General features: G+C 40.8%; 15 protein-coding genes and 1 pseudogene. 8 read left to right on the top strand and 8 right to left on the bottom strand.

Features of this window, described 5'->3' with window-relative positions:
• Positions 1-46: 46 nt before the first annotated feature.
• Positions 47-2,779 (top strand): EAL domain-containing protein, encoded by a 2,733-nt coding sequence (locus EES38_RS16235; RefSeq protein ID WP_124938271.1) that lies wholly within the window; start codon positions 47-49, stop codon positions 2,777-2,779.
• Here EES38_RS16235 and cdd read toward each other — a convergent pair.
• The 4 genes from cdd to sbcB form a co-directional block, all read right to left on the bottom strand.
• Positions 2,776-3,585: a cytidine deaminase gene (gene cdd / locus EES38_RS16230; RefSeq protein WP_124938270.1), complete on the bottom strand. Its 810-nt coding sequence runs from the start codon at positions 3,583-3,585 to the stop codon at positions 2,776-2,778. The two genes, EES38_RS16235 and cdd, sit on opposite strands and share 4 nt — an antisense overlap.
• A gap of 130 nt (positions 3,586-3,715) precedes the next feature.
• Complete coding sequence (locus EES38_RS16225; RefSeq protein WP_124938269.1) at positions 3,716-4,402, bottom strand: LrgB family protein; 687 nt, start codon at positions 4,400-4,402, stop codon at positions 3,716-3,718.
• Between the two features lie 2 nt (positions 4,403-4,404).
• Entirely contained in the window at positions 4,405-4,770 is a 366-nt protein-coding gene (locus EES38_RS16220; RefSeq protein WP_124938268.1) for a CidA/LrgA family protein, read from the bottom strand.
• 28 nt (positions 4,771-4,798) lie between these two features.
• Complete coding sequence (gene sbcB / locus EES38_RS16215; protein WP_124938267.1) at positions 4,799-6,220, bottom strand: exodeoxyribonuclease I; 1,422 nt, start codon at positions 6,218-6,220, stop codon at positions 4,799-4,801.
• Between the two features lie 195 nt (positions 6,221-6,415).
• Here sbcB and cobT point away from each other — a divergent pair, with 195 nt between their 5' ends.
• The 6 genes from cobT (at position 6,416) to btuD (ending at position 11,551) form a co-directional block, all read left to right on the top strand.
• Positions 6,416-7,465, top strand: coding sequence for a nicotinate-nucleotide--dimethylbenzimidazole phosphoribosyltransferase (gene cobT / locus EES38_RS16210; protein WP_279432220.1), 1,050 nt, complete (start codon positions 6,416-6,418; stop codon positions 7,463-7,465).
• Between the two features lie 62 nt (positions 7,466-7,527).
• Positions 7,528-8,073: a bifunctional adenosylcobinamide kinase/adenosylcobinamide-phosphate guanylyltransferase gene (cobU, locus tag EES38_RS16205; RefSeq protein WP_124938383.1), complete on the top strand. Its 546-nt coding sequence runs from the start codon at positions 7,528-7,530 to the stop codon at positions 8,071-8,073.
• Entirely contained in the window at positions 8,070-8,672 is a 603-nt protein-coding gene (locus EES38_RS16200; RefSeq protein ID WP_124938265.1) for a histidine phosphatase family protein, read from the top strand. Before cobU ends, EES38_RS16200 begins: the two co-directional genes overlap by 4 nt.
• A 111-nt stretch (positions 8,673-8,783) precedes the next feature.
• A complete protein-coding gene (locus EES38_RS16195) occupies positions 8,784-9,740 on the top strand; it encodes a succinylglutamate desuccinylase/aspartoacylase domain-containing protein (RefSeq protein ID WP_166434293.1) in 957 nt (318 codons plus the stop codon).
• A 73-nt stretch (positions 9,741-9,813) separates the two neighbouring features.
• Entirely contained in the window at positions 9,814-10,809 is a 996-nt protein-coding gene (btuC, locus tag EES38_RS16190; protein ID WP_124938263.1) for a vitamin B12 ABC transporter permease BtuC, read from the top strand.
• Complete coding sequence (gene btuD / locus EES38_RS16185; RefSeq protein WP_124938262.1) at positions 10,796-11,551, top strand: vitamin B12 ABC transporter ATP-binding protein BtuD; 756 nt, start codon at positions 10,796-10,798, stop codon at positions 11,549-11,551. Before btuC ends, btuD begins: the two co-directional genes overlap by 14 nt.
• Before the next feature lie 216 nt (positions 11,552-11,767).
• Here the strand turns inward: btuD and EES38_RS16180 are convergent, their stop codons facing one another.
• From EES38_RS16180 to EES38_RS16165, 4 genes are all read right to left on the bottom strand, one after another.
• On the bottom strand, positions 11,768-12,340 hold the full coding sequence (locus tag EES38_RS16180) for a nucleoside triphosphate pyrophosphohydrolase family protein (RefSeq protein ID WP_124938261.1): 573 nt from the start codon (positions 12,338-12,340) through the stop codon (positions 11,768-11,770).
• 21 nt (positions 12,341-12,361) lie between these two features.
• The gene (locus EES38_RS16175) at positions 12,362-12,712 is read right to left on the bottom strand and encodes a DUF2750 domain-containing protein (protein ID WP_124938260.1); all 351 of its coding nucleotides are present in this window, start codon (positions 12,710-12,712) and stop codon (positions 12,362-12,364) included.
• 121 nt (positions 12,713-12,833) lie between these two features.
• Positions 12,834-13,484, bottom strand: coding sequence for an OmpA family protein (locus tag EES38_RS16170; RefSeq protein ID WP_124938259.1), 651 nt, complete (start codon positions 13,482-13,484; stop codon positions 12,834-12,836).
• Between the two features lie 9 nt (positions 13,485-13,493).
• The gene (locus EES38_RS16165) at positions 13,494-14,807 is read right to left on the bottom strand and encodes a TolC family outer membrane protein (RefSeq protein WP_124938258.1); all 1,314 of its coding nucleotides are present in this window, start codon (positions 14,805-14,807) and stop codon (positions 13,494-13,496) included.
• A gap of 381 nt (positions 14,808-15,188) precedes the next feature.
• Here EES38_RS16165 and EES38_RS16160 point away from each other — a divergent pair.
• Positions 15,189-15,822: pseudogene (locus tag EES38_RS16160) on the top strand (hypothetical protein); the annotation flags it as partial.

Here is a 15,822-nt window from a genome sequence, read left to right as displayed (position 1 = left end):
ATAGCTGATATCAAGCCCTTAAATAAATATAGAGTTCCCAGATAATATGAGTGTTGATAAGCCGACATTGAACCAAACAAACGATTCGCTGCAATTTGTCTCTTTTCATCGCAAGACAGTTGCTTATTTTGTTGTTGGACTCATTGTTATTATCGCAATCTTTCTTACGATAGTGAGATTTGTTTGGCTGGAAGGCCTTACAAGGTTAGAAGAGGATGCGTTGCGTCAGTCATCTTCTCAGGCTCAGGGCATTATTAATAATCTAATGACTCAGCAGAGTAATGCATCTTATGACTGGTCATATTGGGATGAAACTGAGCAGTATATATTACATTCAGACGGTGCGTATTTTGAGCGTAACCTAGGGAATGAAACATTTAATATTCTTAGTTTAGATGCAATGATTTTCCTTGATAAAGCGGGTAATGTTATCGACTTTTCCGCTCGGGACGAGTCGGGCATCAATAAAAGTCTTGTGAATCAACTCCTGTCGTATAAAAACATCAACCGCTATCTCAATAAACCCATGGCATCTGATAAAGAAGGGGATGAGAGTTTATACGGTCTAATCAGCTTCAATAAGGGGATCTTTATTGTTTCTTTTTCACCAGTGAGGAACAGCGAAGCAACGTCAGATCAGGTTGGCTGGTTAGTTTGGGTTCAGAATCTCAGTAATCGCTTTCCTGAAGAATATCAGTCTTTATTAACAGGTGATTCTAAAGTTGTCATGCCCGAAAAAACGTCCTCAGCGACAAAGCAAACCATCGTTAAGAATTCCGAAGATATGTCTATCGCGTTACCACTAACCGATGTCGATGGCCATTATATCGGAGACTTAAAAACACAACTCACCAGAAAGTATTATCTGCAAGGTGAGCGAATATTTTTTTACATTGCATCGTTTATTGTTATTTCAGGAATTTTAGTCACCTTTTTATTCAAATATTTATTGTCTAAAAATGTGGGTCGAAAATTACTTGAGTTTGAACAAGGGATTAACGGATTAATTGCTAATTATGCGGCAGATAGCAATGCTAACAGTGCAGGCATTATTGACTGGTTAAAGAGGATGGCTGAGTCAGGTAATAAAGCCAATAATGATCTCGCGGCTTTAATGCAAAAGTTCAATGCAATTTATCAGAGTAACCACTTTGGTATTCTCCTGATCGTTGATGGCATTGTTATTGATGTTAACGAGTTTCTTCTCAATACACTTGATTATTCTAAGGGTGATGTTATTGGTTATGGCGTAGACAAATTATGCAGAAGCGAAGCTAATGGTCCGTGCGGTAAGGAGATATTAGAAAAATATTTAGCCGAAGGGCAACACTCATTTGAAGCGACAATGAACTCTCGTGAGGGAGATGCGGTCGATTGCTTTATTGAAGCAAAAGTGATTGAAGAAGACTCAAAAACAGCGGTTCTTCTTTCTATAAAAGACATTACCCATCAGAAGAAACAGGCAAAACTCATCGAGGAACTCATCCAAACTGACCACGCATCCGGTTTCTTGAATCGTGCCACGGTTTCCGAAGAGCTTGATAACACTCTGGTTCAATTAAACAGTACATTGGCTTTCGCTTACTTATCAATTGATAAACTAGGTCAAATTGGCGATATCTATGGTGAAAAAATTTATTCAGACACGGTCGCTAAACTCGCTGAGTCGATGAAAAATATCTATGGTTCAGATATGTTATTCGGGCGTTTAAGTGACCATGAGTTTATTGTTATTTCCAGTGCTCCAGATGCTAAGCAACGCTTAAAAGAAAAGTCGAATCACCTACTTAAAATATGTCGTACGGCAATAGAACTGTATGATATTCATATCAAAATTGATGTTAAAGCTGTTGTTGCATCATCAGACTTGCAGCTTGGAACGTTCGAATCTTACTTGCAAGCGGTCATCTTTACCTGTCATGAGAAAAGGACAACAGCAGATAATTTTGTTGTCGAAATGGATGATTCGTTGGCCAGCAAAGCAACGTTAGCCATCGGAATCAGTCGAGACTTCCTTTGCGCGTTACAGTCAGGACAAATAAGGGCTTACTATCAACCGATGATAGAAGCAAGTACCGGCAAGATTGTTGGCTTTGAGGCGCTCGCGCGTTGGGAGCATCCGAAATTTGGGATGATTTCACCTGAAGTCTTCATTTCACTTGCAGAGCAGCGCTCACTGATTATTGAACTTGGAGAGCAAATACTGCAACAGGCATGCGAATTTCTTGCGAGCGTCAATGCTTCTCAAGGTCCCCACTGCGAACTTTCTGTTCACGTAAACTTATCGAGCCCACACTTTCACTATCATCGTTTAACGGAAACGATCGCTAGGTTGCTTGATGAATATGATATTCGTCCTTGCCAACTGGTATTTGAGTTAACTGAAAGTATTTTGATCCGCTCCGAAAGCGATGCGATCGAACAAATGCATTCGATACAGCAATTGGGGACAAAGCTTGCGCTTGACGATTTTGGAACGGGCTATTCCTCTTTTAGTGTTTTGTGTGATTTTCCATTTGATATCGTTAAACTCGATCGATCCTACATCGAACCCATATCGAACAATCCACGTGCAGAAGCCATGGTGAGAAATATTTTGAATATGTCTCAGGAAATTGGTCTCAAGACCGTTGCAGAAGGTGTCGAAACGAACAAACAGTTTGTTCAGTTACAAGCTTGGGGCATTGATGAAATTCAGGGGTATTACTTCTACGAAGCAAAACCACCTGAAACAGCACTGGCTCTGTTGGATAAAGAGAAGAATGGACGGTTTGACTAAGCCACTACAAACTCTGCCTGAGGGGCAATTAAAGAGGCTAAACTTGCAGAGGTGTCACGGTGCTTTATTCGGTTGCTTGGACTTTCTTTGAGGGTCACTCTGACAATATCATTCAACGAGCACCGATCTAGAATACACATAATCAGGGCAGATTGTAATGGCGGAAGGCTAGGGTTAAATGCTGCATTTTCAGCATAGGCACCATGGTAGATTGTGCCGTTTTTCATTAATAGCTCCACGGCGGAAGGGCTTTGGGTATAGGGAGAATAGCTTCTTTCAAGTGCCGCTATGCTTTGACTATTGTTTGTCAAAAATGATGCTTCGATACCTAGATCGGTAGGGCCAAAATCGTCAGGTAATAAAGACTTAAGAGTCTTAACAGTTGAATCCTTAATCCAAATATTCAGTTTATGAGACGTATTTAATTCGTTCATAAATTGTCTGCAGTGTCCACATGGTGGAGCTGTAACAAAAATGTCTTCTATCCCATTTTCTCCGTTCATCCACGCGTTATTACATGCGGCTTGTTCAGCATGAATTGTATGACCTAGAGGAGCCGATTCAAACTCAATATTTGCCCCAAAGTACAGAGCACCGGATGAGCCTTTTGCAATTGCACCAACGTGAAAATTAGATAGGGGGACATGAGCTAACGTGGCAGCGATTGGCAGCAGACTAAAGCAGATTTCAGCTTCACTTAAGCTAAATTCTTTCATCAGAGCTTGTTTTTCATTTGATGGAATGACTGATACTGAGCTTTTGGTTCTTTGAACATAGCGCTGTTTTAGAGTCTCAGAGTGGAGCATAAAATAACCTGTTTTTTATTTGCTTGAGAAACAGGTTATCTTATGAAGTCTTATTTTGGTGTGTTATTTATCACAATATAGGATGGGGTTTTCATTTTGTTTTTATAATTGTGTGATTGTTATCAAATTATTATGCTACGAACGATCGTACCCACAATGCTAAGGCAAGAAAGATGGGGGCGAGAATCGATGTTATAACACCACACAGAACGAGAGCGAGCGAACTAAAAGCAGCGTCTTTGGTATCACGTTCGGCACACATTGAGGTTCCCAAAGCATGCGAGACTGTGCCCATTGCAAAGCCTTTTGCTATGGGGTGAGTAATATTGAATATACGATAAATCGGATAACCCAAAATGGCACCAAACAAGCCAGCGAGCAGAACTAAAATTGCCGCAATAGATGGTTCACCGCCCAGTTGACTCGCCACTTCCATTGCAATAGGGGTGGTGATCGATTTCGTTAGTACCTCAGCAATGAGCCCTGCGTCAGCATGAAGGAACACCGCTATCATTGATGCTGTTAACATAGATAGAGAACTCCCAGCGAGAGCCGCGGTTAATATCACTTTCCAGTTCGCTCTTATTTGAGGTAGCTGCTCGTAAAGCGGATAGGCGAGTGCAACAACTGCAGGTTGAAGTAAGAAGCTGACCCAAGAGTTCTGCGCATAATAGGTGTCAAAAGGAATATCGAATGTCATAAGTATCGCGATGAGAACAACGATACTGACTAAAAGTGGATTGAACAGAGGCGACCCAATTTTTGCTGCAGCCGTTTTAGCCGCGTAGAAAACGATAACGGTGAGAATAAACCACATGATTATTCACCTTTTTTCTTTAATAAACGATCGAGAGTAATACTCATGACAAGCATGACGATAACTGAGCCCCCAAGGACACTGGCCAGAATCGGTAGGGCATTAGCTAATAAGGTATCGAAGTGTGTCATAAGCCCCACACTAATTGGAACGAAAAGGAACATCATATGCCGGATGAATAAGGTCGCACCTGGCCTTAACCATTCTACTTTGATGATTCCCGACGCTAAGAGCGCAAACAATAACAACATACCCAAAATGCTACCTGGTATAGAGATGGCCAGAAATTGCTGAGCTTTGTTACCTAAAAACAAACAAAGGAAAATAATACTTAATGCGATGACATAGTGAATGACAGTTTTGATCATATCGTAATACCAATTATTTCTAACATACTCATTGAGTGATGTTAGACACATACTTATAAATAGATTGTAAAATGGCGAGTTTTTCCGGCTGATTTTGATGTTCTGATATTAGATTTTCTAGGTTTAAAGCGTAATCTTCGATGTTACTTTCAAAATATTCTCGGCAATGATGTTGCCACTTCTGCTGTTCTTCATATGTTAATGTCCAAGGGTAATTCCTAGCACGGTAACGGAACAGCAACAACGGAATGCGTTTATCTTCAAAAGCGATGTTTAGTGAACCTAAAGCCTCGACGTCAGTTTCACGAATGATTTCCATGCCTGCTTTATCTGCATCAGAAAAGAAACCGTCGTAAAGTTGCTCTTCCACTTCGCCAGTTTCGAATTCTCTGTTTTCAGAGAATACTTCGATTAGTTTCTCGCGAATACCTACATTTTGTTTTATTAACGCCAGATTGGCTAGACACTGTTCTCTGTCAACGCCATTTTGCGCAGCATTCTCTGCAGTGAGAGTTTTCGCAGGCGCTAGAATAGGGCACTTGTTTAGATGAATTAGTTTGACTGGCACTGGAAACTCATCTGAACCTAGATCCGCTTTTTTGGTATAAAGCCTGGCTTTTAGTTCTTCTGCGCCTAATGTTAATAACGGCTCCGGTGCCTTAGCTAGATCGATAACGATAACGGCATTTGAGTTGGTCGGATGCCAGGCAACGGGTACAACCCAGCTAATGTAGTTACATTCTTTACCCAACATTCCTGATACATGTACCAGTGGAGTCATGTTAACGATATCAATAAGATTATTGAGCTTACGTTTGTTCCGATGTTCATAAAAATAATCAAACAGTTTAGGCTGTGCCTGCTTAACTTTCTTGGCTAATTCAATAGTAGCAATAACGTCTGCCATTGCATCGTGAGCATTGCTATGCTCAATACCATTCGCTACCGAAAGATGCTCTAGCTTGAAGCTTGGAAAGCCATCTTCATTCTCAGGCCAATTTATTCCTTCTGGTCTTAACGCATGGCATGCTCTCATTACATCGAGAAGATCCCATCTTGAGTTGCCTTTTTGCCACGCCCAAGCGTAAGGGTCATAAAAATTGCGATAGCAAGTGTAACGCGTTACTTCATCATCAAAACGAATGTTGTTATAGCCTAATGATGTCGTATTGGGATGGGCAAGAGCATCGTGAATCTTTTTAATAAACTCAGGCTCTGAAAGACCTTTATTCAGTGCTACTTGGGGGGTGATACCTGTAATTAGCGCAGCTTCTGGTGCGGGTAAATAATCATGAGGAGGCTGACAATAGATGACAAGTGGCTCTTCGATGATATTGAAGTCCATATCGGTTCTTACACCAGCAAATTGGCATGGCCTGTCTTTGGCAGGGCTAGTACCCCATGTTTCATAATCAAAAAAGAAAAAAGAAGGCTCGGTGCTTTTGGACATCTAATTGCAGCTCTTTAGGTATTAATAAAGGTCACTATTAGAACACTACCTACTTACAATCGCAATCGCTGAAACATATTGAGTATTCGATAATTCTCAAACTTATTTTCTATAAAAGTACTCGATAAGTAATGGAATTAGTTCTGGAATTTACGCTTTGGCAGAGTACACTTACGAACTACAAAAATTCACAATATTTACTCAGGGTTGAGCATGCTTGATAACCGTTTTGCAGATCAGATACAACACCGTATAGACCAGAAAACCAAACCACTTGGCTCCTTAGGAAAAATAGAGACTATCGCTCATCAATTGGCACTAATTCAGTCTCAGGGAAAAAATGCATTCCCTTCTAAAATCGATATTATAAAACCTACTGTTCTTGTCTTCGCTGGCGATCATGGCGTTGCAGACGAAGGTGTAAGTATTGCTCCTAGCGCTGTTACGTTCCAAATGGTTTCCAATTTCTTGGCCGGTGGTGCTGGAGTTAATTGCTTCTGTCGTAGTAATAACGTTGATATGAAGGTCATAGATTGTGGTATTTTGACGAAAATAGAACCGCCTCATCAACCTTGCTTTATCGAACAAAGACTTGGCAGCCGCACTGAAAACTTTGCTCATAAAGCGGCCATGTCTCTTGATATTGTGAAACAAGGTATCGAATTGGGTAAGTCGGTCGTCAGAGATACCATAAATAGTGGTTCTAATCTGGTCATGTTTGGCGAGATGGGGATTGCAAACACAACCAGCGCTGCGGCTATATTGGCTTCATTGACTCTTCGTGACCCTAAAGAATGTGTCGGGTTGGGAACAGGGATTAACTCGGAGCAATATCAGAAAAAACTCGCTATTGTTACTGATGCTGCACAAGCGAATGCTGGGCGAAATGCCTTAGAAGTATTAGCGTCTGTTGGTGGCTATGAGATAGTTCAGATGGTGGGTGCTTTTCTTGCTGCGGCAGAGAAAAAAACGACGGTTTTAGTGGATGGATTTATTGTTACTGTTTCTGCCTATGTGGCAACCTTAATTGAGCCTGAATGTCGTGATTACATGATCTTCGCGCATCAGTCAGAAGAATCCGGGCATAAACTGGTTCTTAAGGAGTTAGGTGCAGACCCAATTTTAAATCTCGGCTTACGTCTTGGTGAGGGTACAGGGTCAGTCCTTGCTGTTGCGATCTTAAGAGCTGCTTGCGAATTTTATAACACGATGGCAAGTTTTGATGAAGCTGGCGTGACAGTGTAACTCTATTTGTTGATGCGTTATTATAAAAACTGAAGTGAAATGGTGAGTATTGAGAGGCGATGATGAGCAAATTTCTTGTCTTGGGCGGAGCCAGAAGCGGTAAATCATCGTTTGCGGAAACTTTGGTCAAAGATCAGTATGCCCAAACACCGGACAGTAGATTGCATTACGTTGCGACGGCTGTGGCATTTGATGATGAAATGAAGTTGCGGATAAAAGAACATCAGTCGCGGAGAGACTCCTGTTGGATAGAACATGAGTGCCCAACGGATTTAGCTGAACTTTTGTCTGAGCTGGGGACTAACGATATCGTGCTCATTGATTGTTTAACGGTATGGTTAAATAACGTTATTTATAATGATGGTAACGATATAACCCAGCAAAATATTTCAGATAAAATCGAAGAGCTACAACAGGTTATATCAAAGTCACCGGCATCTTTTGTGTTTGTATCAAACGAAGTTGGAATGGGCGTCGTGCCACTTGGAAAAGTAACCCGTCTGTTTGTTGACAATGCTGGATGGATGAATCAGGGCATTGCCAGCATTGTCGATAATGTTGTTCTTGTCACCGCAGGTATACCGATGGCTATAAAAGGACAACTATGAAACGATTTGATGTATGGTTGTTGAGGCATGGTCAAACAGAAGGTAAAGCGGCGCTTAATGGACATTATGATGCCAAAGTAAAACCTGAGGTTCAAAGGAAGATAATAGAGAGCTTACAATCTAAACATCTTTCGTTTGAAACCATCATAAGTTCTCCTCTCTCTAGGTGTCTTGACCTAGCCAAACAATTAGAGGTAAAAGAGGGGATTCGAGTTGTGTCTGATTTGCAGGAAATGAATTTTGGTGATTACGATGGGAAGGCATTTGATGAAATCCCGTCAGAAGATTGGGGCACGTTAGAAAAATTCTGGTGTGATCCTCGCCAGTATCCATTACCGCGTTCTGAACCGATTGGTGAATTTTACCAGAGAGTTACTGCTGCATGGTCTGAAGTCATTGAGTCAATAAGTTCTGATACGCTTATTGTCACACACGGTGGTGTTATAAGAATGATTTTAGCTAGCGTATTAAATCTTGCTTGGGATAACCCTGCTCTTTTTACTCAGCTAGCTATCTCGAACCAAACGCTCACTCATCTGCAAGTCATTATCTCAGACCAAAACTATGTAATTGTGAAAAGTATTGGTGCTACATTGTGATCGAGTCGATTAACTGATTTGACAACGCCATGATAGTATTAGCTTTTAGGTACAGAAATATCGTCGAAAATGATTTCTGTATACGGACTTTCGTTACGATTTAGGTGCAATATGTACAGCAAATTATTTGAGCAGTCCTTTATTAAAGACTATTTGGCCGCAAATAGCCGTAAGGATACTGAAGAGGTGATTACCTCCAAAGGCGTAAGCATTACATTTCACCAAGCTGGTGTTATTGAACTTATTCCTGATTCAATTAATTCAGATACATGCCACCTCATTCTGAGTTGTAGTTATGTGAAGAGTGATACTTCCCACCTTCAGATTATCGATTCAATCATCAGTGATATTGCTATCGGATTTCAAACGTTAAAATCACGTTGTTTGGTTATACTTCAGCCGAAGTCACGCTCATTAAATGATGATCGCGTAATAGATGAGCATCTCAATAATATAATTGAAGCGTTCTGGCGTGATACAAGTAAGAATCAACGACGACATGTGGATATCTCCCCGAATAACCACCCGTCGATTTACTCTACCGTCGCGTATAGCCCAAAAGTCAGAGGCGCAGTTCGATCTTCCTCTTTGTTTAGTTTTATTGAGTCGAGCCATATCGATGCTGTCGTATTGAATAATGCACCTACTCAAACGCTAAGTTGGCAAATAGCTCAGACATATGATGTTGACTCAATTCAAATAGAGTTACCTACGGATAGCTATAACACTGTTAGGCATAATCAGGGATTTGAACTGGCTTTACGAGATCTCTTATCGAATGAAAAAAGCGAGCATATGCCTAAAAAGCCGAAATATTTTCGTGTCACTCGGACGATTGTGAAACAGCATGAGAATTTTAAATTCTTATTTTCTGAATCCTTGGCTAACTTTACACGATTTAAGCACGGTGAAGTTTTTGGCATGGATGATGACAAACCATTAATGGCAAAAAATGATGGTGAAGCCATTTTGTATCCTGATGCCAGCGTCGATATCGGGGAGTCTGCTGCCATCATGGTCTTTGACGTTCTTCCTCGTATTGAAGAAGGGCAGCTTGTTTACGACTAAAGCAACATTTGTTCTTTCTATTAAGTTTACGAAAAGGTAAGGTTAGGCGAAATTAGTCAAGTAACAAGAACAAATGGACTTTTATCATCTAACCAAACTTCAGAGACAGAAATGGCTAAAAGTAATCTGTCTCTTTTTTATCATACTTCTGCTTGTTAGCGCCGTTTATATGATGTGTGGTGAGGTTTTTATTTCGCCGTTTCATACCGTATCCACCTTTGAGCAGCAACTCCTAATTGATCTCAGACTTCCTCGTTTATTTGCCGCTATTGTTATCGGTGCGGCCTTAGCTTTATCTGGAGCGACTCTCCAAGTCTTACTGGGTAACGTCCTGGCAGAGCCTGGTGTAATTGGCGTATCTGGTGGCGCGAGTGTTGCTATGGTGATTGTATTGTTCTTTTTTCCCATGTTTGCAACACCTATTGTGTTTATGATTAGTGCTATTATGGGGTCGCTCTTATTTACTTTTATATTAGTTGCGATTGCTAAGGCAATGAGGTTGACCACTGCGAGACTCTTATTAGTCGGGGTGGCACTTGGTATTTTAGCCTCATCAGTTGTCACTTGGGCATTTTACTTCAGTGATGATCTCAGTTTACGTCAACTGATGTATTGGCTAATGGGAAGTATTGGTGGAGCAACTTGGGAGCAACATTGGATTAGTTTATTGATGATTCCTGCCATTATTTGGTTGATGGTGAAAGGGAATATCCTAGACAGACTTATGTTGGGAGAGGTTCACGCTAAGCAGCTTGGTGTGGATGTATATAGAATTCGTTGGCAGCTTATTGTTGCTGTTTCAGTTTTGGTGGGTGGCTCTGTTGCTTTAGGTGGCATTATAGGCTTTGTTGGTTTGGTTGTACCTCATCTTTTACGTTTGGCGTTTGGTACGGAAAATCGATACCTATTACCGTTGTCTGCTATTTCTGGTGCATTACTGCTTGTGCTGGCCGATTTACTTGCCAGAACGATGCTTGATTCGGCGGAACTACCTTTAGGGGTAGTCACAACGACAATTGGTGCACCAGTATTTGTATGGATGCTATTAAAAAATCATGATGTACATTGAAAATGTAACTGTCGAAAATAGGCTTGATAACGTTAACGTTAAGTTACCGAAAAATAAGCAAATTCATGTTATTGGACCCAATGGTAGCGGCAAGAGTACGTTCCTAGCAGCTATCGCTGGTGTGATCCCTTTTCAAGGACGCGTTGAACTTGATGGTATCAATGTCAGTGAACTATCGCTAAATGAGCTTTCAAAAGTTCGTTCCTATTTGGCTCAGAATGAAAAACCTGTTTTCAATATAACCGTCTTTGAATATCTGCGTTTATCACTTCCGGAACACGTCAAACAAAGTCCTGTAACGATAACTAATGTGGTGAATCACTTAGTCGACCTCCTCAATATACGTGGCAAGCTAAGTCGAAGTATTCATCAGTTGTCCGGTGGCGAGTGGCAACGGGTAAGAATTGTTGGGTGCTGTCTTCAGATATGGCCTGAGCTCAACCCTGATGGACGACTACTGATACTTGATGAACCTTCAGGACCGCTTGATATTGGTCAGGAAAAATACTTGTATAAGCTTCTGGATGAAGTCACGGCCCAAGGTCTGACAGTCATCATGGCCAATCATGACTTAAATCGTTCATTGCGTCATGCCGAACATGCCGTCCTCTTCTCAAATAGCGAGTTAGTTGCTCATGGTGATATTCACCACGTCATTACTGCTGATAACATTAAGTCCGTGTTTCATACCGGAGTACAACAATTTGAAATAGAAGACAAAAGATATCTGGTGTTCGAATGATTTTGGTGCAAGAAGCACAAGTGTAGAGCACAAGATATTTGGTAAGGTTTGATAAAACGCGCTGAAAAATAAAATAGTCAATAAAAACAAAGGGTTAAATAAAAATAAAAAGTTGGCACGCAATTGGCATTAATAAGATCGATACATTCTCGTTCTTGTTAGGCTTTTTATAGTCTCCTTGCCACCTTGGTCAACAAGGTGGCTTTTTTTTATCTTTTAAAAGAACTGAGCGAGATCCGCTGGACGATAATCAACAGATTTAAGCACTTTCCCTTTGCGAATAGTTTTGTCAGGGCCGACAAAGTCTTCGGCACATTTAGCAATAATGTAGTTTCCTTTGCTGCTAGGCGCGATGACGATTCCCTGCTGTGCATAGAATGATTCTGTATTCGAATATTCTTGTTGTGACTTACACACTTTGCTCATGTTGGAGCTATGAACTTCATCCCAACATTTAACAAAATCAATCCCTCTATTCGCTGCAACATTCAATAGTAAATCGATGATGTAGCAGATACCTAGATTTGAATCGATGGTATCGTCGCCTAGGTGAACTAAACGCCCCATTAATACATAAACCGTATCAACAATCGCGTCCGCTTGCTCTACAACATCTACTGCCTCAGCTAACTCAGTCAATTCTTCTATAGCAAGAGATGTATGAAGCGTGTCAGCACCGTCGTCCAGACTCTGTGGATTTGCGACTGGCAAATCGAACGTTGTCCTGAATTCGACGATATCAGAATACAAATGATTAAATAGTTCGGAGTTAAGTTTTGATAATTTCATATTTGGGTAACGTTTTTTGGTTTATAAGTATTTTTTCGCAAGTTCCGCTGGTTCTAACTCGCATCCTTCTAGGTTGGCATTCCAGTTTGTACCAACAAGAACGCCATCTTCATCCAGAGTAATCAGCCAATCTTCAACGAAGATATCGAGAGGAATTTCCAATACTTCAAAATCGGACCACTCCTCGACATTATGTTGTTCAGCGTCTTCTTTTGATGACCAGAATGGCATAACCTCGCTATTTTCGAATTCTGAAGAATCACAAGACAACCAGCCTTCTTCGTTACGTAGTCCCCAAACAAGTTTGGTAGCTGCTGATTCTTCGATGAATATTTCAAGGTTTTTATTAATATCATTAGTCAATTTAGACATGATTTAGGTCCTTAGGATTAAAGTGACTAGAGGTTATCACTGAGAGTCATTAATTCCCATAGCAATAAATAATAAAAGCGCCATTTAGACGCTTTTAAAACTAAGGAAGTATTATTTGAGATCAGTATGTTTCCCAATCCTTCGGAAGCCTGGAGAAGATTGTCCATTCCTTCTCAATCACATTATCGTGCGTAACCACTGTGGCAGTGACTCGACGATTCTTGGTATCGGCTAATTCAGACTCTTCGTCAACTTCAGGCTCTTGTTCTCCGTAACCGATTATAGAAATTCTATCAGGTTCTACTCCGTAAGTGACGAGCGCTTGTTTTACTGCTTCTGCGCGTTCTTTTGATAACGTTAAATTCGTTTCTTCTGTACCAACTTTACTTGCATAGCCGTTGATCTCGATTTTTGAAGAAGGATAGCTGGCCATAAATGTTGCCATTTGCTTTATTTGTCCAACAAAGATTGGGTTAACCACGCTAGAATTGTGAGCAAACAATATATGAAGCTGTTGTTGTTGATTCGAATTGAACATCTTGCCACAGCCATCATTATTAATTTTAGAGCCACCCGCAGTTTCTTGACATAGGTCGCGAGCGTTTATGACTCCGTCACCATCACTGTCTGCAAGATCAGCAGGCTGTTCTATGGTCGGATAAGCTTGATACTGGTATTCGTCTACTGTGTTTTGCTCATCTAATGATGTACATGCTGTCAGAAGAGAAGCAAAAATCAAGGCACTATACTGATAAAAAATACGACTATTCATAGACATGCCTTAATTAACCTCCGATTGTGACCACTGCTCAGGTATTTCTACACGCAGAGTTTTTAAAAGATCACCAATTGCATTATAGACGCGATACTTAGCATACTGCTGGGTATATTTAGCGTCCAAGTAGTCTTTCCGAGCTTCAAATAATTCATTTTGGCTGTTAAGCAAATCAAGTAATGTCCGTTGGCCAATTTGGTACTGTTTCTGATACGCTACCACGGTTTCTGACACTGTATCTACGTGCTTCGATAGGAACTCCATCTGCTTCTTAGTAAATTCAAGAGAATGCCAGGAAAGCGTTAGTCCCTCTTTTACGTCACGAAATGCCTTTTCACGTAAATCTTTCGCCTGATTAAGTTTATAGGCAAAACTCTTTATGTTGGCCTGATCAGAACCACCACTATATAAATTGTACTTCATCCGTAACATTGCAGTTGTTTCGCTACTTTCACCTTCATAGCCTCCCGCATCATTACGAATACTGTGGCTAGCATCAATAGAAAAAGTTGGCATATTCGGCGCTTTGGCTTGTTTATATTGGAACTTCGCTGCCGTAACGTCCATTTGAGAGACTTTAATTGTTGGATGAGTTGTAAAAGCAATGTTTGTAGCCTGGTCTAGATCTTGTGGCATCTGAGACATGTCAATTTCTGGATAAATCAGGTCTTGTGGAGGCTCCCCGACCAATTGTTCGAACTGAGTGAGAGTATCAAAATAATTATTTTGTGCTGCGAGTAAATTTGCCTCAGCTTTTGCTATACGCGCTTCGACCTGAGAAACATCAGCCGTAGAACCTAAGCCCAGTTCGGCTTTACGTTTTATATCACTGTATATTTTTTTATGAATAGCCAAATTATCCTGCGATAAGTCGAGAACCTCTTTAGCTTCATAAGCATCTAGATACACTTTAGCAACGCTAAGTGCCTTATCTGACGCATCCGCTAATAATTGATAACGATCGGCTTCTGCTTCGGATTGGGTACGATGAATATTATTGATAGTAGAAGAACCATCCCAAATTAACTGGCTTAAGGAAACGGTCGCTTCCTTACGTGTCATATCTGTTGCTTCTTTGGAATTAGAAGACGCTGGGTCTAATCCTTCATAACCAATGCCGGCATCTAAATCGACGGAAGGGAGGTAGGAGCCCTTCGCAGAATCAATATCATGTAAGCGACTTTGATATTGGTTAAATGAACTTTTTAACTCGGGATTGGATGACAAAGTTAAGGCAATAGCCTGCTCCAGCGTTTGAGATAATACATTAGTACTGGCGAAAACAGATGCGCCAACCAATATCTTTTGAAATGTATTCAAGACATTTCTCCTGCGTGCCGATAAAAACTAATTGTGAGTATTCTCATATCTAATTATTGAGATAAACAAGGTTCAGTAACTTATTGCTCTTCGGTAATATTAAGTGAAATTTGGCGAATAGTACTGTTTATTTTTTGAGCGCACCAGGTCTGAGTGTAAAAATTTATTTCAAGTAAGGGCACAGTGTATATTAATTCGTCTATTATTTAGCTTGCAAAGATGTGCTCGTATCTAGTTGTGACACGAGTATAGCGCTGTTATTTAACTTTGTCTTATCAATAATTAGTGTTATCTTTGACATAATTCTGACATTAGATGTTGTATAAAATCAAGTTATAAACATCTGATTTAATGTAGTTTACATCCTGTTCGAGGCATTATATGGGTCTAGAGTCGATTATCTCGTTTGCTAACTTAACGTCTGATCAAGTCATCGCTATTGATAGTGAAGGTAACGTCTCCATTTTGGTTAAAGGGCAGCCAGTGCCCCCAGGTTTTATTTTGGTAGAGAAAGGTGAGTTTGTAGAAAGTCCAGTCGATGGCACAACACAGACTCCTGTTGTCACAGCAAAATACACAACTCCCAATAATGCGAATATTGATGTCACAAATGAGATAAATGACATTATTACAGCCTTAGAGCAAGGTGTGGATCCTACTCAATTAGGTGAGCAATTTGCGACCGCTGCTGGTGGTGGAGCTGGAGGATCAAGCTTAACTCCAAGTGCAACCATTTCCCGAACAGATCTCGAAGTCCTCGCTCAAACCTCATTTGATACATCTAGCCTATCTGGCACTGGTATTTCTCAAACACAAAGCTTAGCTCTTGTCGATGTTTTGGCAACAGCTGTCAATGCTGATAGTGAAAACCTAACGGATGACACAAGCGAAAGCGGCATCAGTGCGGTAGTGGACGCGGATAGCGACGCGAACACCATCAGTGAAAGTGCGGCGAACGGTACCGAAGTCCAGATCACCGGTCTGGCGACGGATGCGGATGCGACCGACACAGTCA

The organism is Vibrio viridaestus (assembly GCF_003856525.1).
GTDB lineage: Bacteria > Pseudomonadota > Gammaproteobacteria > Enterobacterales > Vibrionaceae > Vibrio > Vibrio viridaestus.
This window is presented reverse-complemented; position numbering and strand designations above follow the sequence as displayed.

Coding starts and splice junctions, on each gene's coding strand:
- sbcB (WP_124938267.1), bottom strand. CDS start 6,220: ATGTCCAAAAGCACCGAGCCTTCTTTTTTCTTTTTTGATTATGAAACA.
- EES38_RS16175 (WP_124938260.1), bottom strand. CDS start 12,712: ATGTCTAAATTGACTAATGATATTAATAAAAACCTTGAAATATTCATC.
- btuC (WP_124938263.1), top strand. CDS start 9,814: ATGGACTTTTATCATCTAACCAAACTTCAGAGACAGAAATGGCTAAAA.
- EES38_RS16235 (WP_124938271.1), top strand. CDS start 47: ATGAGTGTTGATAAGCCGACATTGAACCAAACAAACGATTCGCTGCAA.
- EES38_RS16195 (WP_166434293.1), top strand. CDS start 8,784: ATGTACAGCAAATTATTTGAGCAGTCCTTTATTAAAGACTATTTGGCC.
- cobU (WP_124938383.1), top strand. CDS start 7,528: ATGAGCAAATTTCTTGTCTTGGGCGGAGCCAGAAGCGGTAAATCATCG.
- EES38_RS16225 (WP_124938269.1), bottom strand. CDS start 4,402: ATGTGGTTTATTCTCACCGTTATCGTTTTCTACGCGGCTAAAACGGCT.
- EES38_RS16170 (WP_124938259.1), bottom strand. CDS start 13,484: ATGAATAGTCGTATTTTTTATCAGTATAGTGCCTTGATTTTTGCTTCT.
- EES38_RS16180 (WP_124938261.1), bottom strand. CDS start 12,340: ATGAAATTATCAAAACTTAACTCCGAACTATTTAATCATTTGTATTCT.
- EES38_RS16220 (WP_124938268.1), bottom strand. CDS start 4,770: ATGATCAAAACTGTCATTCACTATGTCATCGCATTAAGTATTATTTTC.
- cdd (WP_124938270.1), bottom strand. CDS start 3,585: ATGCTCCACTCTGAGACTCTAAAACAGCGCTATGTTCAAAGAACCAAA.
- btuD (WP_124938262.1), top strand. CDS start 10,796: ATGATGTACATTGAAAATGTAACTGTCGAAAATAGGCTTGATAACGTT.
- EES38_RS16200 (WP_124938265.1), top strand. CDS start 8,070: ATGAAACGATTTGATGTATGGTTGTTGAGGCATGGTCAAACAGAAGGT.